The organism is Ignatzschineria sp. PL_is040, from assembly GCF_055813795.1.
Genome location: NZ_JBVPGU010000009.1, coordinates 1 through 23126 on the forward strand (window position 1 = coordinate 1; position 23126 = coordinate 23126).

Sequence of the window (23126 nt, forward strand, 5' to 3'; positions counted from 1 at the left end):
GTGTGGGAGATCCCATGTGAGAGTAGGTCAACCCCAGGGCTTCATTAAGAGCTCCTAGCTAATTAGCTAGGAGCTTTTTCTTTGTCTGGATTTTTTATTCTTAAGAAAGTTTGTGGAGCTGCGGGAACCCACTACTTCATTCTTATTACTAGTGCATGCCCGCAGTTTGGGCATTTTCAATGCCTTTTGCCGGCACACAATTTCTGGAAGAACGCGATAGTAAGTTCCGGCAACTCATCAGCCTCTGTTGTTTCAACTATTTCATTCTTTTAACCAGGGCATGCCTGTTGGTCGGCATCTTCGATGCCAGGGAGTTACTTGTTACGATTGATTTCTGTATTCCACAGACGAGTATTGGTGATATCGATAAAATGATAGGGAAGCGTTGATTATTTATTTGTTGAATCTTCAGAAGGTATAACATGAAAAAATGTTTCATCTTCTTTAATAAGACCTAAGTGCTTTCTGGCTAACTCCTCTCTTGCAGAGTAGTTGTGCTTGATTCCATTGATAATTTGACGAGCATGATCATTTTGCTGATGGAGCTTCTTATTTTGCTCTTTCAATGCCTCTAGTTTTACTTGCAGTTTTTCAATCTGTTTCGGTCCGGAATCTGTATCAAACCATATCTGTTTAATAAGTAGCCCCAATACGAGAACTAATATAAGAAATAGTAGGTGCATTAGTTTCATAATTGATTAACTCGCAATGTATACGAAAGCCTCTAGATTTGAGATAATGGCAGATAGATGTTTTAATCCACTATTATAGCGCATAAGTACTTATGAAAGACAGTATAATTATAAAGTTAGATGAATTGGCGGAACGATTAGAAGAGGTGTCTCATCTTCTATCGGATCCAGATGTAATTAGTGATAATAATAAGTTTAGGGAATTATCACAAGAATATGCTCACTTAGACCCTGTTGTTGCAGAGTTTAATGAGTGGAAGCAAAATGAAGCTGCATTGCAAGATGTGAAAGAGATCTTTGATGGCTCCGATAGCGAAATGAAGGAGTTGGCAAAAGAGGAGCTTCCCTTATTAGAGGCAGAGAAAGAGCGACTAGAAAAATCATTAAGTATCTTATTATTACCAACAGACCCTTATGATGATAGTAATATCTTCCTTGAGGTTCGTGCCGGAACAGGTGGAGATGAAGCAGCTATTTTTGCGGGCGATCTTTTACGTATGTATATGCGTTATGCCGAAGAGCGTGGCTGGCGTGTTGAGTTGATCAGCGAACATCATGGTGAGCATGGTGGGTATAAAGAGGTAATTGCTCGTATTGAGGGACAGGGTGCTTATTCTCGTCTTAAGTTTGAATCGGGAGCACACCGTGTTCAACGAGTTCCTGAGACAGAATCCCAAGGTCGAGTTCATACTTCAGCTGCTACCGTGGCTATTTTGCCAGAAATTCCTGAAACAGAGATGATTGAGATTAATCCTGCAGATCTTAAAATCGATACATTCCGTTCATCAGGTGCCGGTGGACAGCACGTTAATGTAACAGATTCAGCGATTCGTATTACGCATTTACCAACCGGCGTTGTGGTTGAGTGTCAGGATGAACGTTCACAGCATAAGAATAAGGCGAAGGCGATGAGTCTTCTTGGATCCCGACTTTTAGAAGCTGAACGTGAACGTGAGCAGAAAGAGATGAGTGAAACTCGTCGTAGTTTAGTCGGTTCAGGAGATCGTTCAGAGCGTATTCGCACTTATAACTATCCTCAAGGCCGGATCACCGATCATCGGATCAATTTAACGCTCTATAAGCTCGATGAGATTGTTAATGGTGATCTTGATCAGATTATTGAACCCTTAATTCAAGAGAACCAAGCAGATCTATTAGCTGCGATAGGGGATGAGTCATAATATTTTATGAAGAAGGTGAGTGATAGGTTAAAGTTACGCATTCTTGCTACAACCGATATCCATGGTTTTTATACAAACTTTGATTACTATAAAGATCAGGTTGTCGATCGTTTAGGACTGATTAGTCTGGCGAATCTGATTGATGATGCCCGTAGTGAGAATAGTAATACCTTGCTCTTTGATAATGGAGATCTGTTACAAGGATCTCCGATGTCTGATTATCTACGTGATTATGCTGTCACCAATGGCCATCCCGCCTATGCGCTGATGAATGCAATCGGTTATGATGCGGCAACATTAGGTAATCATGAGTTTAATTTTGGCGTGCCTTATCTGCTTGAAGTTTTGTCACAGGCCAATTTCCCTTATGTTAATGCCAATATTGAAACGATAGATGGTGTGCCTTTTCTTCCTCCTTCTGTGATGTTAACGCGAAACTTTATCAGTGAAGCGGGGGCGGAGATTGAGTTGAAAATTGGGGTTACTGGAATTGTCCCCCCCCAAATTACAACTTGGGATAAGACGCACCTTGATGAATATGCGGTTGCCAATCAACGTTTGGTGACTCAAGATGCCTATCAAGCGGTTAAAGAAGAAGCTGCAAATTTAAAGGCTGCAGGTGCTGATTTAGTGGTTGTTTTAGCCCATACAGGTCTCTCTAAGCGTCCTTTTGAGGAGGAGATGGAGAATAGTGGCTACTATATCGCTCAGATTGAGGATGTGGATCTTCTAATTACAGGCCATCAGCATCGTCGTTTTCCTTCTGAAAGTTATCGTGAATTAAGTTCCTTAGGTTTTGATGTTGATGCGGGGACTATTTGTGGTACACCCACTGTCATGCCGGGATCATGGGCAAAATGGTTAGGTGTGATCGATCTAGAATTAGTTGAGAGCGATGAAGGCTGGCAACTCGAATCAGGAAAGAGCGAGTTGCGCGGGATTGATAGTTATTTAGCTCCTAGCAGAGCGATTAATCCTCACTATTGGAAGAGTGTCGAAGTGGCACATGAGGTGATTCGTGAAACGATGAATGTTCCCGTTGGTTATACCGATAGCGGCTTTTATAGTTATCTCTCTTTGATACAAGATGATAATTGTATTCAGATCGTTGCTGATGCGCAGAGCCATTATGCCGAGAAGCTGTTAGCGGAACTTCCTCATCGAGAAGAGCTTCCACTTCTTTCCGCAGTCCCACTCTTTAAGGTGGGAAGCCGAAAAGATGATCCTACTTACTTTACCGAAATCTCTCCTGGAAAGCTCTCTTTCAAGGATATCGCTGATCTCTATGTCTATCCCAATTATCTGGTTGTTTTAGAGATCTCGGGAGAGAATTTAAAAGAATGGCTTGAGTGTTGTGCAAGTATCTATCATCAAATCCTCCCCACGGAGGAGGCGCAACATTTAATTAATTGGGCAAAATATCGTCCCTATAATTTTGATGTTATAAAAGGGATTACTTATCAGATTGATCCCACCGTTCCTCCTCGTTATGCGCCAGATTTGACATTGATGGATCAGGAGAGTGAGCGAATTGTTAATCTAGAGCATGGGGGGAGAACGATTTTGCCAGAGGATCGATTCTATTTAGCAACTAATAGCTATAGAGCTTTGGTGGATCGTTTTCCTGGCGCGGGAAAAGGGAATATGGTTTGTAGCACGATGAAGGAGATTCCTGAAGTAATCCTCTCTTATATTATGGAGAAGGGGGCGCAGATGTTGAGTATTAACCCTGATTGCAATTGGTCTCTTGATCAATCCGCGCTTGAAGGACGAATAGTTTTGCTAGAGTCTGCTAATAGCGCTTTAGCCGAATCTATTATTTCGCAGACATCACAATATCCTATTAAGAGAGTTGGAGAAGATGCTGAAAAATTTGCACTCTACCAGTTAGATTTTAGGTAGGGCGAGACTAACGCATCTTATTTCTGATCCGTTATAAGTCTCTATTCTTACGCTTCTTTCGATGAATCTCTTCCTCTACTTATCCCTATTTCTCTGAGAAAGTCTTCTCTTTTATTGTTTGAAGGTAGAGAGATTTCAATTTTTTACTCAGTTCCAGAACCACTTTTTGACGTTTGCTATTGATCATAGGTCCCTCTTTTTCAAAATATTGTGGGTAGGAGCGGAGATAACGACCTTCAGCAATCAATTGGTGTAGATCGCTTTTTTCACTCTTATTATTCTTATCACTTTTTTGAATTTCTTGAAGGTAGATCGGTTGGAGAACAGCATGACTTCTTCCATTGAGAAGACCGACAACATAGAGCATTCTCGAGAGAAGGAGATCAATTGCCGTATCATTGATACAGTAGGTCTCTAAGTTATTAAGATGATCGAGAAGAGAGTTTCCATAATGTTTAAAAGAGGCGGCAAGCCCCCCTAATATCGCGCCAGTCGCTGTTGCTGCTCCTAAAGTGGTAAAGCCTGCTAAAGCATCAACGCCGGCAAAGAGCCCTGCACCTACACTTGCGCCTTTACCAAACTGCATAGAAAAATCGATGAGATTATCACTTGTGAAGAGATCTTGTTCATATTGTGATCCTTCAATTGCTAATTGAAAATAGGCGATATCTTCACGATTAAATTGATAAAGAGAGAGCAGTGCTTCAAAGGCACGTTTTTCTAATTTTTCAATCATCTGATTGAGTTTTTTCATTACCTTTTCTGCCGGGGCATTCTGCTTCTCTTTGAGTTGTAAGGTCATCAAATTGAGATAGAAGTTTGCCACAATCTGCATCGCTCGCTCTAAGCGCTGTTGATCGGCTAATTCTTCGAGAGCATTATAAGCCATAATTTCCGCATAATATTCAGGAAACATAATCGCGATCTGCTCATAAAATCGCTTCTTTTGTGGCGGCATAATAGTGTCAAATTCGAGATAATGATGAATGCCGTGGGCTTTAAGATGCTGTTTCCATGCAGAAAGATGTTCTCCTTGAATAAAGTTGAGAATGGGGAGAATCGGTTTATGGGTCTTCTCAATGAGTGTCAGCTCATCATCAAATTTAGGAAGGAAGGGGAGACGACAATCGACGACATAACAGATCAGATCGGCCACAAAGAGCTGCTTAATCACCTTAACCTCTTGTTCAAAGAGTGCTTCAACTGCATGATCTTGGGCAAATTTAAGGAGGTTTTCTGACTCCTCTAATCGTGTGTTAGAAGGGTACCGTTCCTCTAGAAGATCGAGAACGCCCATCGCATCTTCCATACCGGGAGTATCTACATAGGTAAATGTTAATGCTTGAGAGGCGCGTTTAATCTCGGCGACATCGATGGTAGTTGAAGCTTCATCACGAACTTCACCAAAATTTCTCTCTCGGGTAATCGTTCTAATTAAGGAGGTCTTTCCTGTATTGGTATGACCTACGATAGCGATCTTTAATGTTTTTAGCCCCATAATTATTCGACGAAATCTCCTTTTAATCGATTAATGATATTAAATCAATGTATTAAATATATGTATTAAATATATGCATTAAATCAATATATTATATGTGATAGATATCATAGATGCAGTAGCTATGATAGAGGGTCGTTATTACTTCTAGGTGGCTGATCTCCTCTATTTTTTACCTTCTGCGGTGCAGGGTAGAGAAGAATTCTTTCATCTTTATAGAGATTAGGGGTCAATTTATGTTGCCACTCCTCTTCTCGTGAAGGATTTTGATGGGTTACTAAGATGATCTCGGCGCTTAATGCTAAATTCATCAATGTATAGATTCTTCGTAATAGACTTCTATCGGGTGTCAATTGAGTATCGATGTAGATAACAAGATATGCTAGAGGTGACGATTGTAGGTGCGAGAGTAGCTGTTGGAAATCAGCTCTGCTATTGATGATCTCCACGATTTTATCACTCTCTTTAGAGTGAGGTACCTCTCCGACATAATCGAGGGCAATCCTTTTTTCACCTTCTCCGTGGCGGATGCTTTTCGGTGGGCGAATACTTTGTGGTCTTGCTTTTGCGGCATCTATCACTTTTCCTTCCCCAGATTGAAGCGAACGATGCTCATTTTTTTGTTGATCTTTGAGATACTTCTTATAGCTTCTTTGGGCGAGAAGGAAGAGAATAATGCGTGGAATTAAGCCATAGAGAGCAATCATTATTAAGATCCAGCGCGCCCATGCGGCATTCTCGATGGCGGTCGGGGGCAGATTGAGGCTATGTTCGACAATTGCAGGGGAGATCAATTCTCCGGCAATGAGGTCAGGAAGAAAGTTCAAGAGCTGAATGATTAGAAAGTAGAAGTCACTACGATCAGGAAAGAGAGTACTAAAGAGATTGAAGGAGTACTGCTTGAGGGTGAATTGAAAAAAGAGTGTAATGAGTAGTGTCGCAAAAATTAAGATCCATGCGCCATGCATAATTACTTTAGTGAGATAAAGAAATTGTTGCGGGTCGGGCTCTTTGATCTTTTGTGAGCTATTTGAAAAACTTTTTCGAAGAGGCTTCTCAATTTTTTGCCACCCTTTTTGTAGCAGCAGTAATAACTCAGCAAAGAGTGAGTGGCGTCTAACAAAGGCAAAAAGAAGAAACAGATAGGCAGGGAGAAGAATACCCAATACAAGCGCAATGGGATGGATGGGTGAGGTTAAGAGTGCATTACTACCGCTTGCCGTAATAAATATAATAGAGAGTGAAAAGAGAAGTACAGCCCCTTTAGATAGGGGGCGTTGATTATCTTGGATCTGATCTGGATATTGCACGTCTTCTCCTCTTTATGCTCTATGGATCACTTCATAGAGAAGGGTATTACCTTTAACTGCTGTAATTCTAATCTGGCTGCCGGCAGGGAGATCTTCTCCCTCAATTGCCCAAGTGCTATCTCCAAGTGCAACACGCCCTTGTTGATTGATAACGGCTTCTTGCAGCGTGATATTTCTTCCAATAAATTCAGAACCCCTAGTCTGATTGAGGGCACTACTCTTAATCTCTTTTCCTTTATAGGTTTTAACACCGACAATGACCGCAAGAAGTGCAAAAATGGCGAAGAGAAGAATCTGTAGGATAATCGATAGATCGATAACACTTAGGACCCCACCGACCATTAATGCTGCAATGCCGATCCAAAAGAGATAGACGCCGGGAAGAATAATTTCAAAGAGAATAAGGAGTGCTCCGGCAATGAGCCAGAGCATCATGGGATTGATATCTGAAAAGAGCGCAATCATTTAGATTCCTTTTGTGCAGATTTAACGAGCTCCGCAATACCTGCAATTGAGCCAACAATGCCGGATGACTCCATCGGCATCATAATAATCTTATCATTTTTACTCTCAGCAATTTTACCAAATGCTTCAACATATTTTTGCGCAACGAAGTAGTTAATGGCTTGGACATCCCCTTCTCGAATTGCTTGAGAGACCATCAATGTTGCATTTGCTTCCGCTTCTGCTAAGCGCTCACGAGCTTCTGCTTCTAAGATCGCCGCCTGCTTTTTACCTTCAGCCGCTAAGATTGCCGATTGTTTCTCCCCTTCTGAGCGAAGAATATCTGCTTCTCGCACGCCTTGAGCCTCAAGAATTGCAGCGCGTTTTTCTCGCTCAGCCTTCATCTGCTTAGCCATGGAGTCGACAAGATCGCGCGGGGGTTCAATATCTTTAATCTCAATTCGGGTGACTTTAACACCCCAAGGTTCAGTTGCGTGATCAACAACGGCTAAGAGACTGGCATTAATCTCATCTCGTTTTGATAACAATTCATCGAGATCCATTGATCCCATCACTGTTCTGATATTGGTCATGGTGAGATTTAAGATTGCTGATCCTAAATTGTTAACAGCGTAGGCAGCGCGCGCGGCATCATTGATCTGAAAGAAGACGACACCATCGACCCGCACCATTGCATTATCTTTGGTAATAACCGCTTGTGAAGGGACGTCGGTGACACTCTCCATCATATTGATTTTTCGTCCAATACGGTCAAAGATAGGGATAATAAAGGAGATCCCCGGGGTGATAGTCTTTCGATAGCGACCAAAGCGCTCAATCGTATACTCATAACCCTGAGGCACCATTTTGACCCCTAAAAAGATGAGGAGAATTGCGATAATCGCAATAATTAAGACTAAAATTGCACTAGTTGTCATAATGACCTCTTAAGCAGTTGTAACTATTATCGATCATCGATATTACTCATCGATACCGAGTCATAGGTGTCGAAACAGATATCAAAGATAGGTATTGTGAAGCAAGGATCGAGAAGTAGATCCAATTAATATCCCGTTAATATCTGGTTAATATCTATCTTATTAATATCTTATTAACATCTCATTAATGTATCTCATTGTAGAGACTCGTTCTCATTTTGGACTTGACTAAGTCTACGATATCTCTACAAGATCTATTATAGATAAAAAAACACCTATCTAACGAACTTTTAGATAGGTGCCATCTATAGTGATCAGTTACGAATCTTCATGAACTGATTTTTCATGCTGCATTAAGCACTAAATGAGTTACCACATCCACAAGTTGTTGTAGCATTGGGGTTACGGATTACAAATTGCTCACCTTGTAGATCATTGACATAATCGATCTCAGCGCCCACTAAATATTGGTAACTTAATGGATCGATTAAGAGCACTACATCTTGGTTCACAACTTCAACATCACCCTCTTCTACTTCATTGGCAAACGCAAATCCATATTGGAAGCCTGAACAGCCACCACCTTGGATATAGACACGAAGTTTAAGTGTTGAATCACCTTCCTCTTCGATTAAGCTCTTTACCTTAAGTGCTGCAGAATCTGTGAAGTTAATTCCTGTATCTTCAATCATCGACATCCCTTTCTCCTTAAAATCAATACATTTCTGCTCCATTATACCGCAGATTGATCGGTAAGGTGAGAACACTTTTGATATTTTGGATAAGAAAAGATGGGGCATTCCCTAACTTTTTGTAAATTTAAGGACTCTTGAAATATTTTAAAAAAAAAGGGTGGGGGAGAGCCTTAATATTAATCAATATTAATCAGTATATTGATAAGAATCGTTCATTTTCCATCTCCCATCCCCTATTCTCTACACACCATTACTTATCAAGTAAGTCTTCGCATCTGATGATTGTAGTTCTTAATAAAGTGGGGCAGGCTAGGGTTGGCATTATCTCGTCGCCAGACAAGTTCAAGGTCAAATGTCACATCAAGCTCCGGTAACTCATGCATGACAACATCGTAAACTTTTAGATATTTGGCTACTGCCGGCACAAAGGTATATCCTCGGCCTGCAGAGACAAGGCTCAACATAGAGTTGTAATCGCAACCTTCATGATCAATTTTTGGTGTGAAATCATGGCGTCTTAACTCATCAATAATCATTTTATAGAGGTCAAAAGCTTGATTTTCCGGAGACCAGATAAAGGGTTCTGAACGTAGTTGATCGATCTTTTCGGGAGGATGATCAGCAAAAGGTGAGTTTTTATTAACTGCCAGAAGCATCGATTCTTTATAGAGGAATCGTCCTAAAAAATCATTATCATCTTGTGGTCGGATAAACATAAAGCCGGCATCTAGCTCCCCATTACGAAGTGCCATAATCTGCTTCCGGGAGTGCATTGTGCAGACATTCAGGGAGATTTCAGGGTTATATTTTCGAAATTCACTTAAGTGTTGTTGCACTTCAGTAAGCCAGATATGTTGTGGCGTAATCCCAATTTTGATGTAACCAATATCGCCTCGATCTGCTTTTACCGCCTGTGATTTTGCACGTTCAATAGCATTGAGAATATTGAGCGCATCTTGATAAAACTTTCTCCCGGCAGATGTTAAAACCATCCCTCTAGCATGTCTTTCAAAGAGGGTGACACCGATGGTCTCTTCAAGGTTCTTAATCTGTCGGGTGATGGCAGGTTGGGCAATATGTAGTGATCTTGAAGCCGCCGCTACACTGCCAAGTTCTGCAACCATCACGAAATAGTGTAGTTGTCTATTTTCCATATTATTCCCTTAATCATTTTAAATAAATATTTTAATTAATTTTTTATTAGACTTTGTGTTTTTTGACTTGTTTTTTAATTATTTGGCTTTTTGTTTGGTTTTTGGGATGTTGTTTCCCCAATATCTTTATCACTATTGTGTAGATACTCTTGAGCAACTCTTAAGAGAAATTGATCAAGGCCTTATCTATGATATTACCCTATTTTCAACATGTTGTATCGATTGCTCTCCCAAGGTTCTCTTTATCTTGAGCAATTAAGCGCCTTTTAAGAGGCGGGATTAATATCTATAACAAAAAGGTATATGAGAATCACAATAAAGGTATTTTTTATAAAATATAGGATTTGATAATGTTGTACTCATGCTATTTGCCCTAATTTAAGGAGAAGCAAAAAGGTATAGGTTTGTAATGAGTGATGAGTGTAGTAACGATGTAGCAGTTATGTAGTTTTACCATCATTGCGATATTACAAGTGATTAGATTCTCATGTTTGTGGAGTAGATATGATGAGTGCAATTTTGTTAGCGCGGATCCAATTTGCGTTTACTGTCTCATTCCATATTATCTTTCCGGCAATTACAATTGGGCTAGGAATGTGGCTCGTTGTGCTAGAAGGACTCTGGTTGAAGACGAAAAAACCAGTCTATATGGATATTTATAATTTTTGGGTGAAGTTTTTTGCCGTTGCATTTGCAATGGGCGTAGTCTCAGGTGTGGTGATGGCCTTCCAGTTTGGTTCTAACTGGAGTGAGTTTTCTAAGTTTTCAGGATCGGTAACAGGACCCCTATTAATTTATGAGGTGATTACTGCATTCTTCTTAGAAGCGGGCTTCTTGGGGATTATGTTGTTTGGTCGAGATCGTGTTGGTCCTAAGATGCACTTTTTTGCAACAGCAATGGTTTCGATAGGAACTACATTCTCTGCTTATTGGATCTTAGTCTCTAACAGTTTTATGCAGACACCGCCATCTCTTGAGTCGGGTGCGATTGAGATTGTTGATGGTGCTGTTGTAGTGAAAGATTGGCTCGCGATTCTTTTTAGTGCTTCTCTGCCTATCCGTATGGTGCATATGTTAACAGCTGCGCTTTTGACGGCAACATTAATTATTTCGGGAACAGCCGCTTGGCATCTCTTACGAGGTAATCGTAACGCGGCAGTTAAGAAGATGTTGAGCATGTCGTTAGTAACACTCTTCTTTGTCTCTATCTTCCAAGTGGTTATCGGTGATATTCATGGGTTAAATGTTCGAGATCACCAGCCAACAAAATTAGCAGCGATCGAAGGGCATTGGGATGCAACGCCTGAAGGGGAGGGAACGGGTTTTATTCTCTTTGCAATTCCTAATCAAGAAGAGCAGAAGAACTATTTCTCTATTGAGATTCCTTATGCTGCAAGTCTTATTCTAACCCACTCATTAGATGGGAAAGTCGCGAATTTAAAAGCATTTCCTAAAGAGGATATTCCTCCTGTCGGTTGGGTCTTCTGGTCTTTCCGCGTGATGGTAGGATTGGGTTTCTTAATGGTTATTTTAGGAATTTGGGGTGTTTGGCAACGGCATAAGAAGACTCTGGGCGAGAAAAAAGGATTACTTCGCTTTGCATTATGGATGGGGCCTAGTGGTTTAATCTCAGTCTTAGCCGGTTGGTTTGTCACAGAGATTGGTCGTCAGCCTTGGTTGGTCTATAACATTATGCGCGTTACCGAGGGGCACTCTTTTATACATACCGCAGGAGATTTAACAGTGTCATTAGCGCTCTTTGTGATTGCTTATCTCGTAGTTTTCTTATTTGGAGTGACGATCCTTTTCCGTATTTTGCGCAGAGGACCTCAAAGTTCTGATGTTGCTGTAGCTGAGCAGTAAGGAGTCAATAATGGATTACAATATGTTAGTTATCATCTGGACAGGTATTATCCTATTGGGTGTAGCGATCTATGTCGTTCTAGATGGCTTTGACTTAGGGGTAGGAATGCTCTATCCCTTCGTAAAGAGTGAAGATGATCGAACGACGTTGATGAATAGTATCGGTCCTGTATGGGATGGAAATGAGACTTGGCTTATTTTGGGCGGCGCCGCACTTTTTGGGATCTTCCCGATTGCTTACTCTGTGGTGTTATCTGGGTTTTATCTGCCGGTGATACTCCTCTTAATGGCCTTGATCTTTAGAGGCGTCTCTTTTGAGTTTCGTGGGCGGGTTTCTGAGCAACGCCGTAATTTTTGGAATAATGCCTTCTTTTTAGGGTCACTCTTTGCCGGTTTCTTTCAAGGAGTGATTGCGGGAGCTTTAGTGCAAGGCTTTGATTTTATGCCGGCGGCAGATGCGATCAATGCACCAGAAGGATATGTCTCTAAAGGGGCATTAGATCTAGTTATGGCGGGAGGTATTTGGGCTTGGCTCTCCCCATTTTCGATTGTTTCAGGATTGGGTCTCACCGCTTTTTATGCATTATTAGGTTCAACCTGGGCGATTAAGAAGACTGAAGGAGCGTTACAGGCGCATATTCGAAGCTTAACGCGTAAGATTGCGCTGATCTTCTTCCTCCTAGCTACTATTATTTTGGTATGGACCTTAATGATTTGGCAAGAGCAGCTCTTTATGGCGGAAAATCTCTGGAAGGTCTATCTCTTTGGTGCACTCTATCTTGTAGCGATCATTATTGCCTTTATCTTGATGCGTTCAATTCAAAATCCTAATACGCATTGGCAGCCATTTATCTATTCGTTATTAATGGCTGTTTTAGGTGCTGGCGCGTTGGTGGGCTTCCTTCTTCCCTATATTGTTCCATTTAAGGTCACTATCTTTATGGCAGCGGCACCAGAGTCGACTCTAACCTTCTCTCTAGTCGGAGCATTGATCTTTATTCCCCTCGTGCTGATCTATACCGGTTATATCTACTATGTCTTCAGAGGTAAGGTGCAAGGAGAGGGGTACTAAGATGAAACAGGAGAGAGAAGTGTTCAACGAGCTCAAGGGAAAGGTAGAAGCAGCTCAAGTATCTGCTAAAAAAGGGCAAGATAGAGAGCAAGGCGATACTCGAAATCATGGCAAGAAGAGATCATTGAAGTCGCAACTCTTCTGGATGATGGGTTTATGGCTCGGTGGCGTGATCTCTCTCTACCTCTTTGTAAAATTAGTGAAAGTGATTATGTCCCTTGTCGGTTTATATGCATCCCCCTAGAGATAAAACCGACAATTTACCCCTAAGGATCAATCCTCCTTAGGGGATTTTTTTGTCTCAATTTTAGGCTGTTGATAGTTGGTAGTTGATTGGCCGGTCAGCTATTTATTTTTTGTACACATTGAGAGCGGTAAAAGTAGAGATAGATAAAGAAATAGGTAAAGTAGATCTCTGAAACAGATATTTAGGATTGTATTCAGGATAGAGAGTAGATATAGAGAAACCCCTAGATGGCGGTGTTTGTAAGCACTTCCATCATAGGGGTTTTTGTCTACTTGAAGAGTATCGTTCGTTTAAAGACTTAACTTTAACTCAACTTCTTGCTGCTTACTATTTTTGCATCTCTTTCTCATCTTCGACAACAGCGATCGCAAGCTCATCTAATTGTGCTTGACTGATATGAGCTGGTGCTTCAGTTAAGAGACATGCGGCTGACTGTGTTTTCGGGAAAGCGATTACATCACGGATTGAACTTGCTTCTGCCATCAACATCACTAAACGGTCAAGTCCAAAGGCGATTCCCCCGTGAGGCGGTGCGCCATATTTAAGTGCATCAAGAAGGAAGCCAAACTTCTCTTCCGCTTCTGCTTTATCGATCCCGAGTAATTCAAAGACCTTCATCTGGACATCATGTTTGAAGATACGGATTGATCCGCCACCAAGCTCTGTGCCGTTGAGGACGAGGTCATAAGCGTTGGCAATAGAGTTTGCAGGATCGCTAAGTGATTCGATACCTGTTTTCGGAGTTGTGAAGGGATGGTGAACGGCAACATAACGTTTCGCCTCCTCATCATATTCAAACATCGGGAAGTCAACAACCCACATCGGAGCCCATTTACAGGTTAAGAGGTTAAGATCCTTACCGATTTTCACGCGAAGCGCACCAATAGCATCATTGACGATAGTTGCTTTATCAGCACCAAAGAAGATGATGTCATTATTTTTAGCATTCGTCGCTTCAAGAAGTGCTGTAAGCGTTGCATCATCTAAGAATTTAACGATAGGGGATTGTAAGCCGTCGCGACCAGCGGCAACATCATTGACACGAATGTAGGCAAGGCCTTTCGCACCATAACGACCGACAAACTCAGTATACTCATCGATGTGACGACGGGTAAATTGATCCGATGCATTGGGGATATTGAGGGCAACAACACGACCATTTTCACGGTTAGCAGCATCTTTGAAGACCTTAAACTCACATCCTTTCATCATTTCAGTGACCTCTGTAAATTCAAGAGGGATGCGAAGATCAGGTTTATCGGAGCCAAAGCGAGCCATCGCTTCATGCCAAGTCATACGTGGGAAATTATCGCCTAGATCAACATCGATCGACTCTTTGAAGACATCACGAATCATCTTCTCTGCAATATCCATAATTTGATCAGAGGAGAGGAACGATGTTTCGATATCCACTTGGGTAAATTCAGGTTGACGATCTGCACGGAGATCTTCATCGCGGAAGCAGCGAACGATCTGGTAGTAGCGATCAAAACCACTGACCATTAATAGTTGCTTAAAGAGCTGAGGGCTCTGTGGGAGCGCAAAGAACTCACCATGATGAACACGGGAGGGAACAACGTAGTCACGGGCTCCTTCTGGTGTTGCTTTGGTTAAGAAGGGGGTCTCAATATCGAGGAAGCCTTGCTCATCGAGTGCTTTACGAATGTAGCGCGTTACTTTTGAACGTAACATGATATTTTGATGCATGCGCGTATCGCGAAGATCAAGATAGCGATATTTAAGGCGAACCTCTTCTGATGTCTTATCATCACCTAGTTGGAAAGGAAGTGGTGCTGCGCTATTGAGGATCTCTAAGCGTTTAGCGACGACTTCGATCTTCCCGGAAACAATATTGGGGTTAACCATCCCTTCGGGACGTGCGATAACTTCACCCTCAATTTTGATAACAAATTCATTTCGAATTTTCTCTGCTTCTTCAAAAGGAGTTGTGAGATGTGCAGGGTCGATAACCACTTGCACGATTCCCTCTCTATCCCGAAGATCTACGAAAATAATTCCGCCATGGTCGCGGCGACGATGTACCCAACCAGAGAGGGTAACCGTTTTATCGAGAAGCGCCTCGTTGACGAGTCCGCAGTAGTGTGATCGCATAATTGAGTCCTTAAATATCAAATATATGAAATGGTGGATTCTTATTATTTAATTAATGAATAATGAATAGTGGATAGAAGACGCACCATTTTGCACTGAAAATGAAATAATAAATTATACAATTATAGGGGATTTTAAGGAAGATTTCAGGAGAAGATCGAATTGATTTTTCTTTAACTTTCTACTTTAGCTTTCTCTTTAACGGCATCTGTTACTTTGAGTGGCAGCGTCATTGAATAGTTCGCTACCCGCTTCAAGATGAGCCCCCGAGTAAATTAGACGAATTTACCGCAGAGCCATCTTGAATAATAACCTAGGAACCTACGCCTTATAAACGTAGGTTCCTAGATCTGTAAGCCTATCTGGTCTCTTATTTTTCTTCTTCTTTTGAGACTTCGATACTACTTCACCATATCTACTAAACCGTGAGAGTATATTCTCTCTTTAGTTTAGTCCTCCTTTGAATGTGCCTAGATTGTGGTGATCTATTATTGATATTTTTTATCAATCTAAGCACAAAATTTTATTAAGCCGACACCTTTATGAGTATCAATTCTAATTAGAAAAAGCAAACATTAAATTGTTTTTGGGTCCATTTTTTGATCCATTTTTTTATCTTTTTAAATAGGTTTTCGATATAACTATCTGTTTTAAATGGTGTTTTTAAAGATGTTTTTGATGGGGATTTTGATACAGTTTCTGTGGCTGTTTTTGATAGTGTAATAGTATGAAATCGAGCGCTATTTAATCTCTTATTCTCTAAAGGAGATATGCGTAAAATAGGGAGGGAAAAGCAGCTCGTTAATGAGAAGATATGATATTGTTGATCTTTTAATTGAATGATTAGCTACAAGTAAGATCGGATTGACGAGAGAAACGGTTAGAATGTGGGGAGATAACCAAAACAACTGAAATAACCGAAATGGCTGAATGAGTGAACAATTATATAACGGCTTAGGATATAACGATTTGGGCGTATAGAACTTAGGTGTATCGCGCGATAAGTTATGAGACCTATATGAGACCTATATGAGACCTATAAATTGTATATTTATATATTATGTAATTATATAGTATATTGGGTGTTCGGTAATGAGTGATCGTTAATGTTAACAGATGGTTAATCAAAGAAAAACGTCTTTCAGTAGTGTTTGATGAGCTATTGAGATGGTAACTATTATATATTAGGGAAAATATCGGGAAGCGAGGATAGGATGGGTGTTGAGTTATTAATATTTCTTTTTTTAGGTTCTATTATAGGTCTTATTTCAGGGTTATTAGGTGTCGGAGGGGGGACAGTTGTTGTGCCGACATTGGTCTTCTTTTTGGTCTCTATCGGTGTTGATCCTGAGTTGATTATGAAGGTTGCTTTAGGTACCTCTTTTGCTGTTGTTGGAATTACAAGTCTCTCTTCAGTAATTGCCCATCAAAGAAGAGGGTCGGTGATGTGGGGCGTTGTTTTTCTCTTAGGTATTGGGGCAATGATCGGGGTCTCTATCGGTAGCCTAGTTGTTACAATGATGAATGATCTGATATTACAATTGCTCTTCTGTATCTTCTTAGCATATACCATCTACAATATGTTACGAACAGCTTCTAAGAAGGAGGCGGATACTGTTTCCCATTTTGCTAAACCCCTCTTTGTGTTAGTGGGTGGTGCGATTGGTTTTGTCTCAAGTTTTGTGGGAATCGGGGGAGGTGTGATGATTGTGCCGGTATTAAGTAAAATTGGTTACAAGATGAAAAATGCAATTGCCTCCTCTTCGGCAGTAGGGATGATTATGGCGACGGCCGGTGCAGCAAGTGCGATTTTTAATGGAATGGGGGTCGAAGGTGTGCCGGAGTCATCTCTAGGTTTTGTCTATTATCCTGCGGTGATAGGTCTCTCCATTACGAGTGTTATTTTTGCGCCCATTGGTGCTAAATTAGTTTATATCTTGCCGGTAAAGCGTATTCGTCAGATTTTGGCAGGATTTTTATCGATTATTTTAGTGATCTTTATCTATAACAACTTTGTGTCATAGGTTTTGTATTGTAAAGCTTATTTCATAAGTTTTATTTCATAAGCTTTATTTCATAAGCTTTATTTCATAAGTTGATATTAAGAGTGCATCACAGCTCTCCCTATTATCTATAGGGAGAGATGCAGATCGATCGTAGGGGCGAATATTAGAGAGAAGATAAGAAGCAGGCGCGAAGTTCCTGCTTTTTTTGTATAATCGATTCTTATATCGAGGCAATATCGAACTTTTTCCCCTCTTTTTTTAAAGTTTTATCGATCGCTCATCATTGCAGTATAGATTAATCAAAAGGTTTAATTTTACCCATGTCAAAAACATTTTTAGTCGTTGATGGTTCTAACTTTCTCTTCCGTGCATTTCATGCGCTTCCTCCTCTTAAGAGCCCTGATGGCCGTCCTACCGGAGCGATTCGGGGGGTGATTAGTATGTTTGAGAAGCTTGTACGCGAGTTTAAGCCAGACTATTTAGGCGTTATTTTTGATGCAAGTGGGAAGAGCTTTCGGAATGATCTCTTTGAAGATTATAAAGCACATCGACCCCCGATGCCGGATGATCTGCGGGCTCAAATTGAACCGCTATATGAAATTATCGATCTGATGGGATTTCCGCGGATCTCTATTCCTGGGATTGAAGCGGATGATGTGATTGCTACTTTAGCCGTTGAAGCGAAGGCGAAAGGTTTACGTACTATTATCGCCTCGAGCGATAAGGATCTTGCGCAATTGGTGGAAGATGGCGTTATTACGATGTATGACGGCATGAAAAATGAGATGCTAGGCCGAACAGAGATCTTTGAGAAGTATGGTGTCTATCCTGAACAGGTTCGTGATTATTTAGCATTGATGGGAGATAGTGCCGATAATATCCCCGGCATTCAAGGGGTCGGTCCTAAAACTGCCGCAAAGTGGATTCATGAGTGGGGTGATTTAGATGCAATTGTAGAAAATGCTGAGAAGATTAAAGGAAAGGTGGGTGAACGACTCAGAGATAATTTAGAGATCTTAAAGCTTTCTAAAGAGTTGACGACACTGCTCCTCAATGCCCCGCTCCCGGTCAAAGTGGAAGATCTTACCCCTAATCCTCCATTTATTGAGCGTTTACGAGAGGTCTATCAAGATTTTGGTTTCCGCCAATTACTCTTAGAACTTGATCAAGCTGGTGGTGGGGAGAGCTTTGTTCCGCCTGTTGCACAATCGGTTGCAAGTGATCAGGTAGAGCTGGCAGCGCATTGGATTAATCCTACATTGCCGGCAAAAAAATCTTATCGAACCATTTTAGATTTAGCAGAGCTTGAACAGTATCTCTCCTTGATTCCTGAGACTGCACTTTTAGCACTCGATACGGAGACTGATGGATTGGAGTTTATGCGCTCTCATCTTGTTGGACTCTCTCTCTCAGTGGCACCAGGGGATGCGATCTATATTCCCTTTAAACAGGCAGGCCTTGAGAATCCATTAGCGATCGATGCTGTGATGGCGCGTTTAAAACCGATCTTAGAGGATGAGAAGATTCCTAAAGTTGGACAAAATATTAAGTTTGATTGGCATATCTTAAAGCGTCATGGTGTGGAGTTACGTGGAATTGTTGATGATACGATGTTAGCAAGTTATATCTATGATCCTACCGGGAACCGCCATAATATGGATGCATTAGCGGAACTCTATTTGGGCTTTAAGACAACCCCTTTTGAAGAGATTGCCGGCAAAGGGCGTTCGCAGAAACGCTTTGATGAGATCGATATTGAGATCGCTAGCTTTTATGCTTGTGAAGATGCCGATATTACCTTGCAATTACAGCGAAGTATCTTACCGCGACTCCGCTCTGAGGTGACACAATATAAGGTCTATCAGGAGATAGAAGTTCCTTTAATCTCTGTTCTTGCAAAGATGGAGCATGAAGGGATTTTAGTAGATGCTCAGCATTTAGAGAGTTTAAGTGCCGAGTTTGGGGAGAATTTAGCGGAGCTTGAGGCAAAAGCATATGAGCTTGCCGGCGAAGAGTTTAATATGAGCTCATCGAAGCAGGTTGGAGAGATTCTCTTTGAAAAATTGGGGCTGCCGGTGATTAAGAAGACACCTAAAGGAGCACCTTCAACGGCAGAAGACGTTTTACAAAAATTAGCAGAGGATTACCCTTTACCGAAAATTATTATTGAGTATCGTGAGTTTTCTAAACTCCGTTCAACCTATACTGACTCTCTTGTCGCTGAGATCAATCCTGATACTGGGCGCGTTCATACCTCCTTTAATCAGGCGCAGACAAGTACCGGGCGTCTCTCATCCTCAAATCCCAACTTGCAAAATATTCCGATTCGGACAAAGGAGGGGCGCCGTATTCGGGAAGCTTTTATTGCTAAAGAGGGCTCAACTCTATTAGCCGCGGACTATTCACAAATTGAGCTTCGTTTAATGGCGCACTTTTCTCAAGATGAGATGATGCTAAAAGCATTTAATGAGGGGAAAGATATTCATGCGGCAACAGCTGCAGAGGTATTTGGTATTCCCTTAGAGAAGGTGACAGGGGCTGAGCGTAGAGCCGCAAAGGCAATTAACTTTGGTTTGATCTATGGTATGGGTGCTTTTGGTCTGGCTAAGCAGTTGGGGATCTCCCGTACCCAAGCGCAAGAGTATATTAGTCTCTATTTTAGTCGTTATACCGGCGTTTTAAATTATATGGAAGAAGCGAAAGAGAAGGCGAAAGAGAAGGGGTATGTAGAGACAGCTTTAGGGCGTCGACTCTATCTTCCTGGAATTCATAGTAGCAATGCGATTGCACGATCAGGAGCGGAGCGTGTTGCCATTAATGCCCCCCTTCAAGGAACGGCCGCAGATATTATTAAGTTAGCGATGTTAAAGGTGGACCGATCTTTAGCGGAAAATCCTCATCTTTCAGCAAAAATGTTACTTCAGGTGCATGATGAGCTGATTTTAGAAACGCCTATTGAGCAGATGGAAGAGGTCCGAGCATTATTAGTCGATGCAATGACTGATGTCCTCAAGCTTGATGTTCCTTTGATTGTTCAGGTTGGAAGCGGTAAAAACTGGGATGAGACTGCAGGATAATTGCAAAACAGCCACCTCTTTTAAAACACGATAGCGCTTTTGTGGGTTATTGCTGAAAACAGTATGCAGTTATCGAGGTTGTTGCAAGAATCGTAGATAGAGAGAAGGGGAAAGATTAGGCTTTCCCCTTTTTTAATGATTGTTTTAGCGATGCGCTTTTAGTGAGAATTAAAAAAGATGGGGTAGTAATTTTTTAGGGATTACAAATCGCGCAGTTAATTGAGGATCAACTAATTGGCTGATTTCAGCATCACAAGCGATGCTGCCGAGCATCGTCGCCTCTTCTAGGGAGATTTTAAGTTTTTCCGCTAATTTCTGAACGCCGATATTAGTCGCTTCTGTAAGAGCATCATCAATTGTTTTACGTGAAACCAAAAAGGCAAAGCTCTCCTCATTTTCAACAACAGGATGAGTAAGCTTCTGCTCTTTGATAAGATCGATCGTGACAATAACCTCTCCGGCAACTTCAACGCCAGAGCCACCAATTTCCCCATCTCCCATTGCGGCATGCAGATCTCCCAAGGCAAAGAGCGCCCCTTCAACAAAGATTGGGAGATAGAGCGTCGCTCCCTCTTTAATCAGTTTGGTATCCATGTTACCACCATGTTCGGCCGGCGTGCCTGTGGAGATAGGCTCCTCTTTAGGAGCAACACCGATGACACCGATCATCGGATTGAGTGGAAGGATAATCTCATCACTAAAGTGAAGCTGTTGATCTCGGATGGGAATAATTTTTTGGGTCATCTCCGGCAGTGGGATTAATCCAAATCCAGGACCAACGGCACAGACACCTTGATCTGCTACAGTAATTGAATCGATGCTCACTTTTAAAATATCGCCGGCTTCAGCTCCTTCAACAAAGATCGGTCCTGTGACGGGATTGATTTGGTTCCAGTTAATATCGGCGAGACGATGATCATCATCCACCTGATTGCTAAAGCAATCTTTTGTGATGATTTTGACGCGTTCACCCGCTTTGATTCGCAATTGTGGGGGATTCTTTTTGTCAAAGGCATAGATGGTAGCCTCACTGCTGCAGAGTTGTTTCATCTGCTCCTCCTTAATTTTAATGAATTTGATGAGTTATTAGATCAGTTGTTAGATCAGCTGCTAAATTATGGGTTAGGTTGTTATGCCGGGGAATTACCCCTACTTAATAACTATTTTTCTATTTTCCTTTCTCAATATAGCAAGATTTCTATCGCATGTGGAACGCGACCTATTTTATCCCTGTGGATAACTCTGTGGAATCAACGAGAACATTTGGGCGGTTATTTTGTGAAATCCCATATTAGCAGGCTTAGGGAGCTCTTTTTTATCGCTATTACTGGCGGGGTTGTGGATAACTCTTGTCGATAAAGTGTATGTGTAAAGAGAGGGCGGTAAGGGAGTCGATAAGGAGCAGATAAAAAAGCACTCACCGCAATAAACGATGAGTGCTTCTAACTTAGGTATTATTGAGGGACAATCTAAGAATAATGTAGAGATTTAAATTGAAATCTAAAACTTTAAAACTCTAAACACTTAAGGTGATTCTTAGAGTGATTTTAAGGTTGTAATCATCTCATTGACAACTTTCTGCGCATCACCATACACCATATCGGTATTATCGAGATAGAAGAGATGATTTTCGATTCCAGAGAAACCAGAGCCTTGTCCACGTTTAATAACAAATACTTGCTTTGCCTGATCTGCATTAAGAATAGGCATACCATAGATTGGGCTAGATTTATCGGTACGAGCGACAGGGTTCACAACATCATTAGCACCAATCACAAGTACGACATCGGTATCTTTAAATTCATCATTGATCTCATCGAGGTCAAAGATGCTTTCATAGGGAATGCCAGATTCAGCTAATAGAACATTCATATGTCCCGGCATCCTTCCTGCAACAGGGTGGATCGCAAAACGGACATCAACATCGCGAGCTTCTAAGATCTTCACAAGCTCTGCAACTTTATGTTGCGCTTGTGCTGCCGCTAAACCATATCCTGGGACAATAATAACGCGATCAGCATATGCCATTGTCATAGCGGCATTTGCAGCATCACTCTCTGTCATTGAGCCTTCGATATCACCAGCCTCGCTTTGACTTTCACCAAAGTTAGAGAAGAGGACATTGCTTAAAGAGCGATTCATCGCCTTTGCCATTAGTAACGTTAAGAGGGTTCCTGCCGCTCCGACAACAGTTCCGGCAATGATCAATCCACCATTATCAAGCGCGATTCCTTCAAAAGCGACGGCAATACCCGTTAAGGCATTAAAGAGTGAGATGATGACCGGCATATCGGCTCCACCAATGGGAATCGCAATTAAGACCCCTAATGCTAAGGTAAATGCGAAGAAGAGGAAGAGCATAAAGTAGTGAGGCGCAGGCTCAGAGGCGAGAAGAATCGCCAATAGGAGCGCAAAGCCAAAGAGGAAGAGATTGACAATATTACGATTTTTGTAGCGAATCGTTGATGTCATACGACCATCAAGCTTTGCCCAAGCAACCACCGATCCGGTAAAAGAGACAGCCCCGATAAAGCCCCCTAATGCCGCAAGAAGGAGTGTTCTTGAGCTATCACTTGCATCGGGCATTCCGATCTGTAGAAGTGCAATTGCACCAATGATTGCGGCCGCTCCACCACCAACACCATTATAGATCGCGATCATTTGTGGCATATCTGTCATCTCAACTTTAAGTGCTGAGCGTTTCGCAATGATAAATCCAATTCCAATCGCAATAATAATTAAGAGCAGATTAGTGAGAAATGCATGATGTGTAATGGCGGGATGAAAGATGGTAATAACAACGGCTAATACCATCGCTAATCCACCATAATGAATTCCTTTACGTGCGGTAGAGGGGTGGCTCATACTCTTGAGTGAGTAGATAAAGACAATGGCTGCAATAAAGTAGCCAATATTAACTAAGAGAGATCCCATC

At 41.5% G+C, this 23126-nt stretch carries 18 protein-coding genes; 8 read left to right on the forward strand and 10 right to left on the reverse strand.

Annotated elements, in window-relative coordinates:
- Positions 1–155 precede the first annotated feature (155 nt).
- Positions 156–389 carry a hypothetical protein gene (locus tag AC0SAP_RS08980; RefSeq protein ID WP_473383924.1) on the forward strand — a complete coding sequence of 78 codons (234 nt, stop codon included), beginning with the start codon at positions 156–158 and terminating at the stop codon, positions 387–389.
- On the opposite strand, the gene AC0SAP_RS08985 is transcribed toward AC0SAP_RS08980, so the two are convergent.
- Positions 390–692 carry an FtsB family cell division protein gene (locus AC0SAP_RS08985; protein WP_473383925.1) on the reverse strand — a complete coding sequence of 101 codons (303 nt, stop codon included), beginning with the start codon at positions 690–692 and terminating at the stop codon, positions 390–392. It abuts the gene before it with no gap.
- Positions 693–784: 92 nt separating this feature from the next.
- Here AC0SAP_RS08985 and prfA point away from each other — a divergent pair, with 92 nt between their 5' ends.
- Positions 785–1873, forward strand: a complete 1089-nt coding sequence (gene prfA / locus AC0SAP_RS08990; protein WP_109236139.1) for a peptide chain release factor 1 — start codon at positions 785–787, stop codon at positions 1871–1873.
- Positions 1874–1879: 6 nt separating this feature from the next.
- On the forward strand, positions 1880–3775 hold the full coding sequence (locus tag AC0SAP_RS08995; protein ID WP_473383926.1) for a bifunctional 2',3'-cyclic-nucleotide 2'-phosphodiesterase/3'-nucleotidase: 1896 nt from the start codon (positions 1880–1882) through the stop codon (positions 3773–3775).
- Between the two features lie 85 nt (positions 3776–3860).
- On the opposite strand, the gene AC0SAP_RS09000 is transcribed toward AC0SAP_RS08995, so the two are convergent.
- From AC0SAP_RS09000 to AC0SAP_RS09025, 6 genes are all read right to left on the reverse strand, one after another.
- Positions 3861–5273, reverse strand: a complete 1413-nt coding sequence (locus tag AC0SAP_RS09000; protein ID WP_473383927.1) for a GTPase/DUF3482 domain-containing protein — start codon at positions 5271–5273, stop codon at positions 3861–3863.
- Between the two features lie 122 nt (positions 5274–5395).
- Positions 5396–6583, reverse strand: coding sequence for a DUF2868 domain-containing protein (locus tag AC0SAP_RS09005; RefSeq protein WP_473383928.1), 1188 nt, complete (start codon positions 6581–6583; stop codon positions 5396–5398).
- 12 nt (positions 6584–6595) lie between these two features.
- Entirely contained in the window at positions 6596–7048 is a 453-nt protein-coding gene (locus AC0SAP_RS09010) for an NfeD family protein (RefSeq protein ID WP_094566577.1), read from the reverse strand.
- A complete protein-coding gene (locus tag AC0SAP_RS09015; protein ID WP_094566578.1) occupies positions 7045–7965 on the reverse strand; it encodes an SPFH domain-containing protein in 921 nt (306 codons plus the stop codon). The genes AC0SAP_RS09010 and AC0SAP_RS09015 overlap by 4 nt, the downstream gene beginning before the upstream one ends.
- 353 nt (positions 7966–8318) lie before the next feature.
- Positions 8319–8699, reverse strand: coding sequence for an iron-sulfur cluster insertion protein ErpA (erpA, locus tag AC0SAP_RS09020; RefSeq protein ID WP_369828025.1), 381 nt, complete (start codon positions 8697–8699; stop codon positions 8319–8321).
- A gap of 218 nt (positions 8700–8917) precedes the next feature.
- A complete protein-coding gene (locus AC0SAP_RS09025) occupies positions 8918–9814 on the reverse strand; it encodes a LysR family transcriptional regulator (RefSeq protein ID WP_473383929.1) in 897 nt (298 codons plus the stop codon).
- A gap of 504 nt (positions 9815–10318) precedes the next feature.
- Between AC0SAP_RS09025 and AC0SAP_RS09030 the strand changes: the two genes are divergently transcribed.
- Genes AC0SAP_RS09030 through AC0SAP_RS09040 form a run of 3 tightly spaced genes read left to right on the forward strand, consistent with a single transcriptional unit; the run spans position 10319 to position 12993 of the window.
- Positions 10319–11677: a cytochrome ubiquinol oxidase subunit I gene (locus AC0SAP_RS09030; RefSeq protein WP_473383930.1), complete on the forward strand. Its 1359-nt coding sequence runs from the start codon at positions 10319–10321 to the stop codon at positions 11675–11677.
- Positions 11678–11687: 10 nt separating this feature from the next.
- Positions 11688–12749 (forward strand): cytochrome d ubiquinol oxidase subunit II, encoded by a 1062-nt coding sequence (cydB, locus tag AC0SAP_RS09035; protein ID WP_473383931.1) that lies wholly within the window; start codon positions 11688–11690, stop codon positions 12747–12749.
- Between the two features lies 1 nt (position 12750).
- Positions 12751–12993, forward strand: a complete 243-nt coding sequence (locus tag AC0SAP_RS09040) for a hypothetical protein (RefSeq protein ID WP_094566583.1) — start codon at positions 12751–12753, stop codon at positions 12991–12993.
- 330 nt (positions 12994–13323) lie between these two features.
- On the opposite strand, the gene aspS is transcribed toward AC0SAP_RS09040, so the two are convergent.
- Positions 13324–15108, reverse strand: coding sequence for an aspartate--tRNA ligase (gene aspS, locus AC0SAP_RS09045; RefSeq protein ID WP_473383932.1), 1785 nt, complete (start codon positions 15106–15108; stop codon positions 13324–13326).
- A 1214-nt stretch (positions 15109–16322) separates the two neighbouring features.
- Here aspS and AC0SAP_RS09050 point away from each other — a divergent pair.
- Together AC0SAP_RS09050 and polA are read left to right on the forward strand one after the other, a co-directional pair.
- On the forward strand, positions 16323–17132 hold the full coding sequence (locus AC0SAP_RS09050; protein ID WP_286481996.1) for a sulfite exporter TauE/SafE family protein: 810 nt from the start codon (positions 16323–16325) through the stop codon (positions 17130–17132).
- Positions 17133–17434: 302 nt separating this feature from the next.
- Complete coding sequence (gene polA, locus AC0SAP_RS09055) at positions 17435–20191, forward strand: DNA polymerase I (RefSeq protein ID WP_473383933.1); 2757 nt, start codon at positions 17435–17437, stop codon at positions 20189–20191.
- 168 nt (positions 20192–20359) lie between these two features.
- On the opposite strand, the gene AC0SAP_RS09060 is transcribed toward polA, so the two are convergent.
- Positions 20360–21241 carry an acetamidase/formamidase family protein gene (locus AC0SAP_RS09060; RefSeq protein ID WP_473383934.1) on the reverse strand — a complete coding sequence of 294 codons (882 nt, stop codon included), beginning with the start codon at positions 21239–21241 and terminating at the stop codon, positions 20360–20362.
- 486 nt (positions 21242–21727) lie between these two features.
- A complete protein-coding gene (locus AC0SAP_RS09065) occupies positions 21728–23125 on the reverse strand; it encodes an NAD(P)(+) transhydrogenase (Re/Si-specific) subunit beta (protein WP_473383935.1) in 1398 nt (465 codons plus the stop codon).
- Position 23126 lies beyond the last annotated feature (1 nt).

Bases quoted from the DNA above. Each gene is read 5' to 3' on its own strand.
- AC0SAP_RS08980 (WP_473383924.1), top strand. From the start codon at position 156: ATGCCCGCAGTTTGGGCATTTTCAATGCCTTTTGCCGGCACACAATTT.
- AC0SAP_RS08985 (WP_473383925.1), bottom strand. From the start codon at position 692: ATGAAACTAATGCACCTACTATTTCTTATATTAGTTCTCGTATTGGGG.
- prfA (WP_109236139.1), top strand. From the start codon at position 785: ATGAAAGACAGTATAATTATAAAGTTAGATGAATTGGCGGAACGATTA.
- AC0SAP_RS08995 (WP_473383926.1), top strand. From the start codon at position 1,880: ATGAAGAAGGTGAGTGATAGGTTAAAGTTACGCATTCTTGCTACAACC.
- AC0SAP_RS09000 (WP_473383927.1), bottom strand. From the start codon at position 5,273: ATGGGGCTAAAAACATTAAAGATCGCTATCGTAGGTCATACCAATACA.
- AC0SAP_RS09010 (WP_094566577.1), bottom strand. From the start codon at position 7,048: ATGATTGCGCTCTTTTCAGATATCAATCCCATGATGCTCTGGCTCATT.
- AC0SAP_RS09015 (WP_094566578.1), bottom strand. From the start codon at position 7,965: ATGACAACTAGTGCAATTTTAGTCTTAATTATTGCGATTATCGCAATT.
- erpA (WP_369828025.1), bottom strand. From the start codon at position 8,699: ATGGAGCAGAAATGTATTGATTTTAAGGAGAAAGGGATGTCGATGATT.
- AC0SAP_RS09025 (WP_473383929.1), bottom strand. From the start codon at position 9,814: ATGGAAAATAGACAACTACACTATTTCGTGATGGTTGCAGAACTTGGC.
- AC0SAP_RS09030 (WP_473383930.1), top strand. From the start codon at position 10,319: ATGATGAGTGCAATTTTGTTAGCGCGGATCCAATTTGCGTTTACTGTC.
- cydB (WP_473383931.1), top strand. From the start codon at position 11,688: ATGGATTACAATATGTTAGTTATCATCTGGACAGGTATTATCCTATTG.
- AC0SAP_RS09040 (WP_094566583.1), top strand. From the start codon at position 12,751: ATGAAACAGGAGAGAGAAGTGTTCAACGAGCTCAAGGGAAAGGTAGAA.
- aspS (WP_473383932.1), bottom strand. From the start codon at position 15,108: ATGCGATCACACTACTGCGGACTCGTCAACGAGGCGCTTCTCGATAAA.
- AC0SAP_RS09050 (WP_286481996.1), top strand. From the start codon at position 16,323: ATGGGTGTTGAGTTATTAATATTTCTTTTTTTAGGTTCTATTATAGGT.
- polA (WP_473383933.1), top strand. From the start codon at position 17,435: ATGTCAAAAACATTTTTAGTCGTTGATGGTTCTAACTTTCTCTTCCGT.
- AC0SAP_RS09060 (WP_473383934.1), bottom strand. From the start codon at position 21,241: ATGAAACAACTCTGCAGCAGTGAGGCTACCATCTATGCCTTTGACAAA.
- AC0SAP_RS09065 (WP_473383935.1), bottom strand. From the start codon at position 23,125: ATGGGATCTCTCTTAGTTAATATTGGCTACTTTATTGCAGCCATTGTC.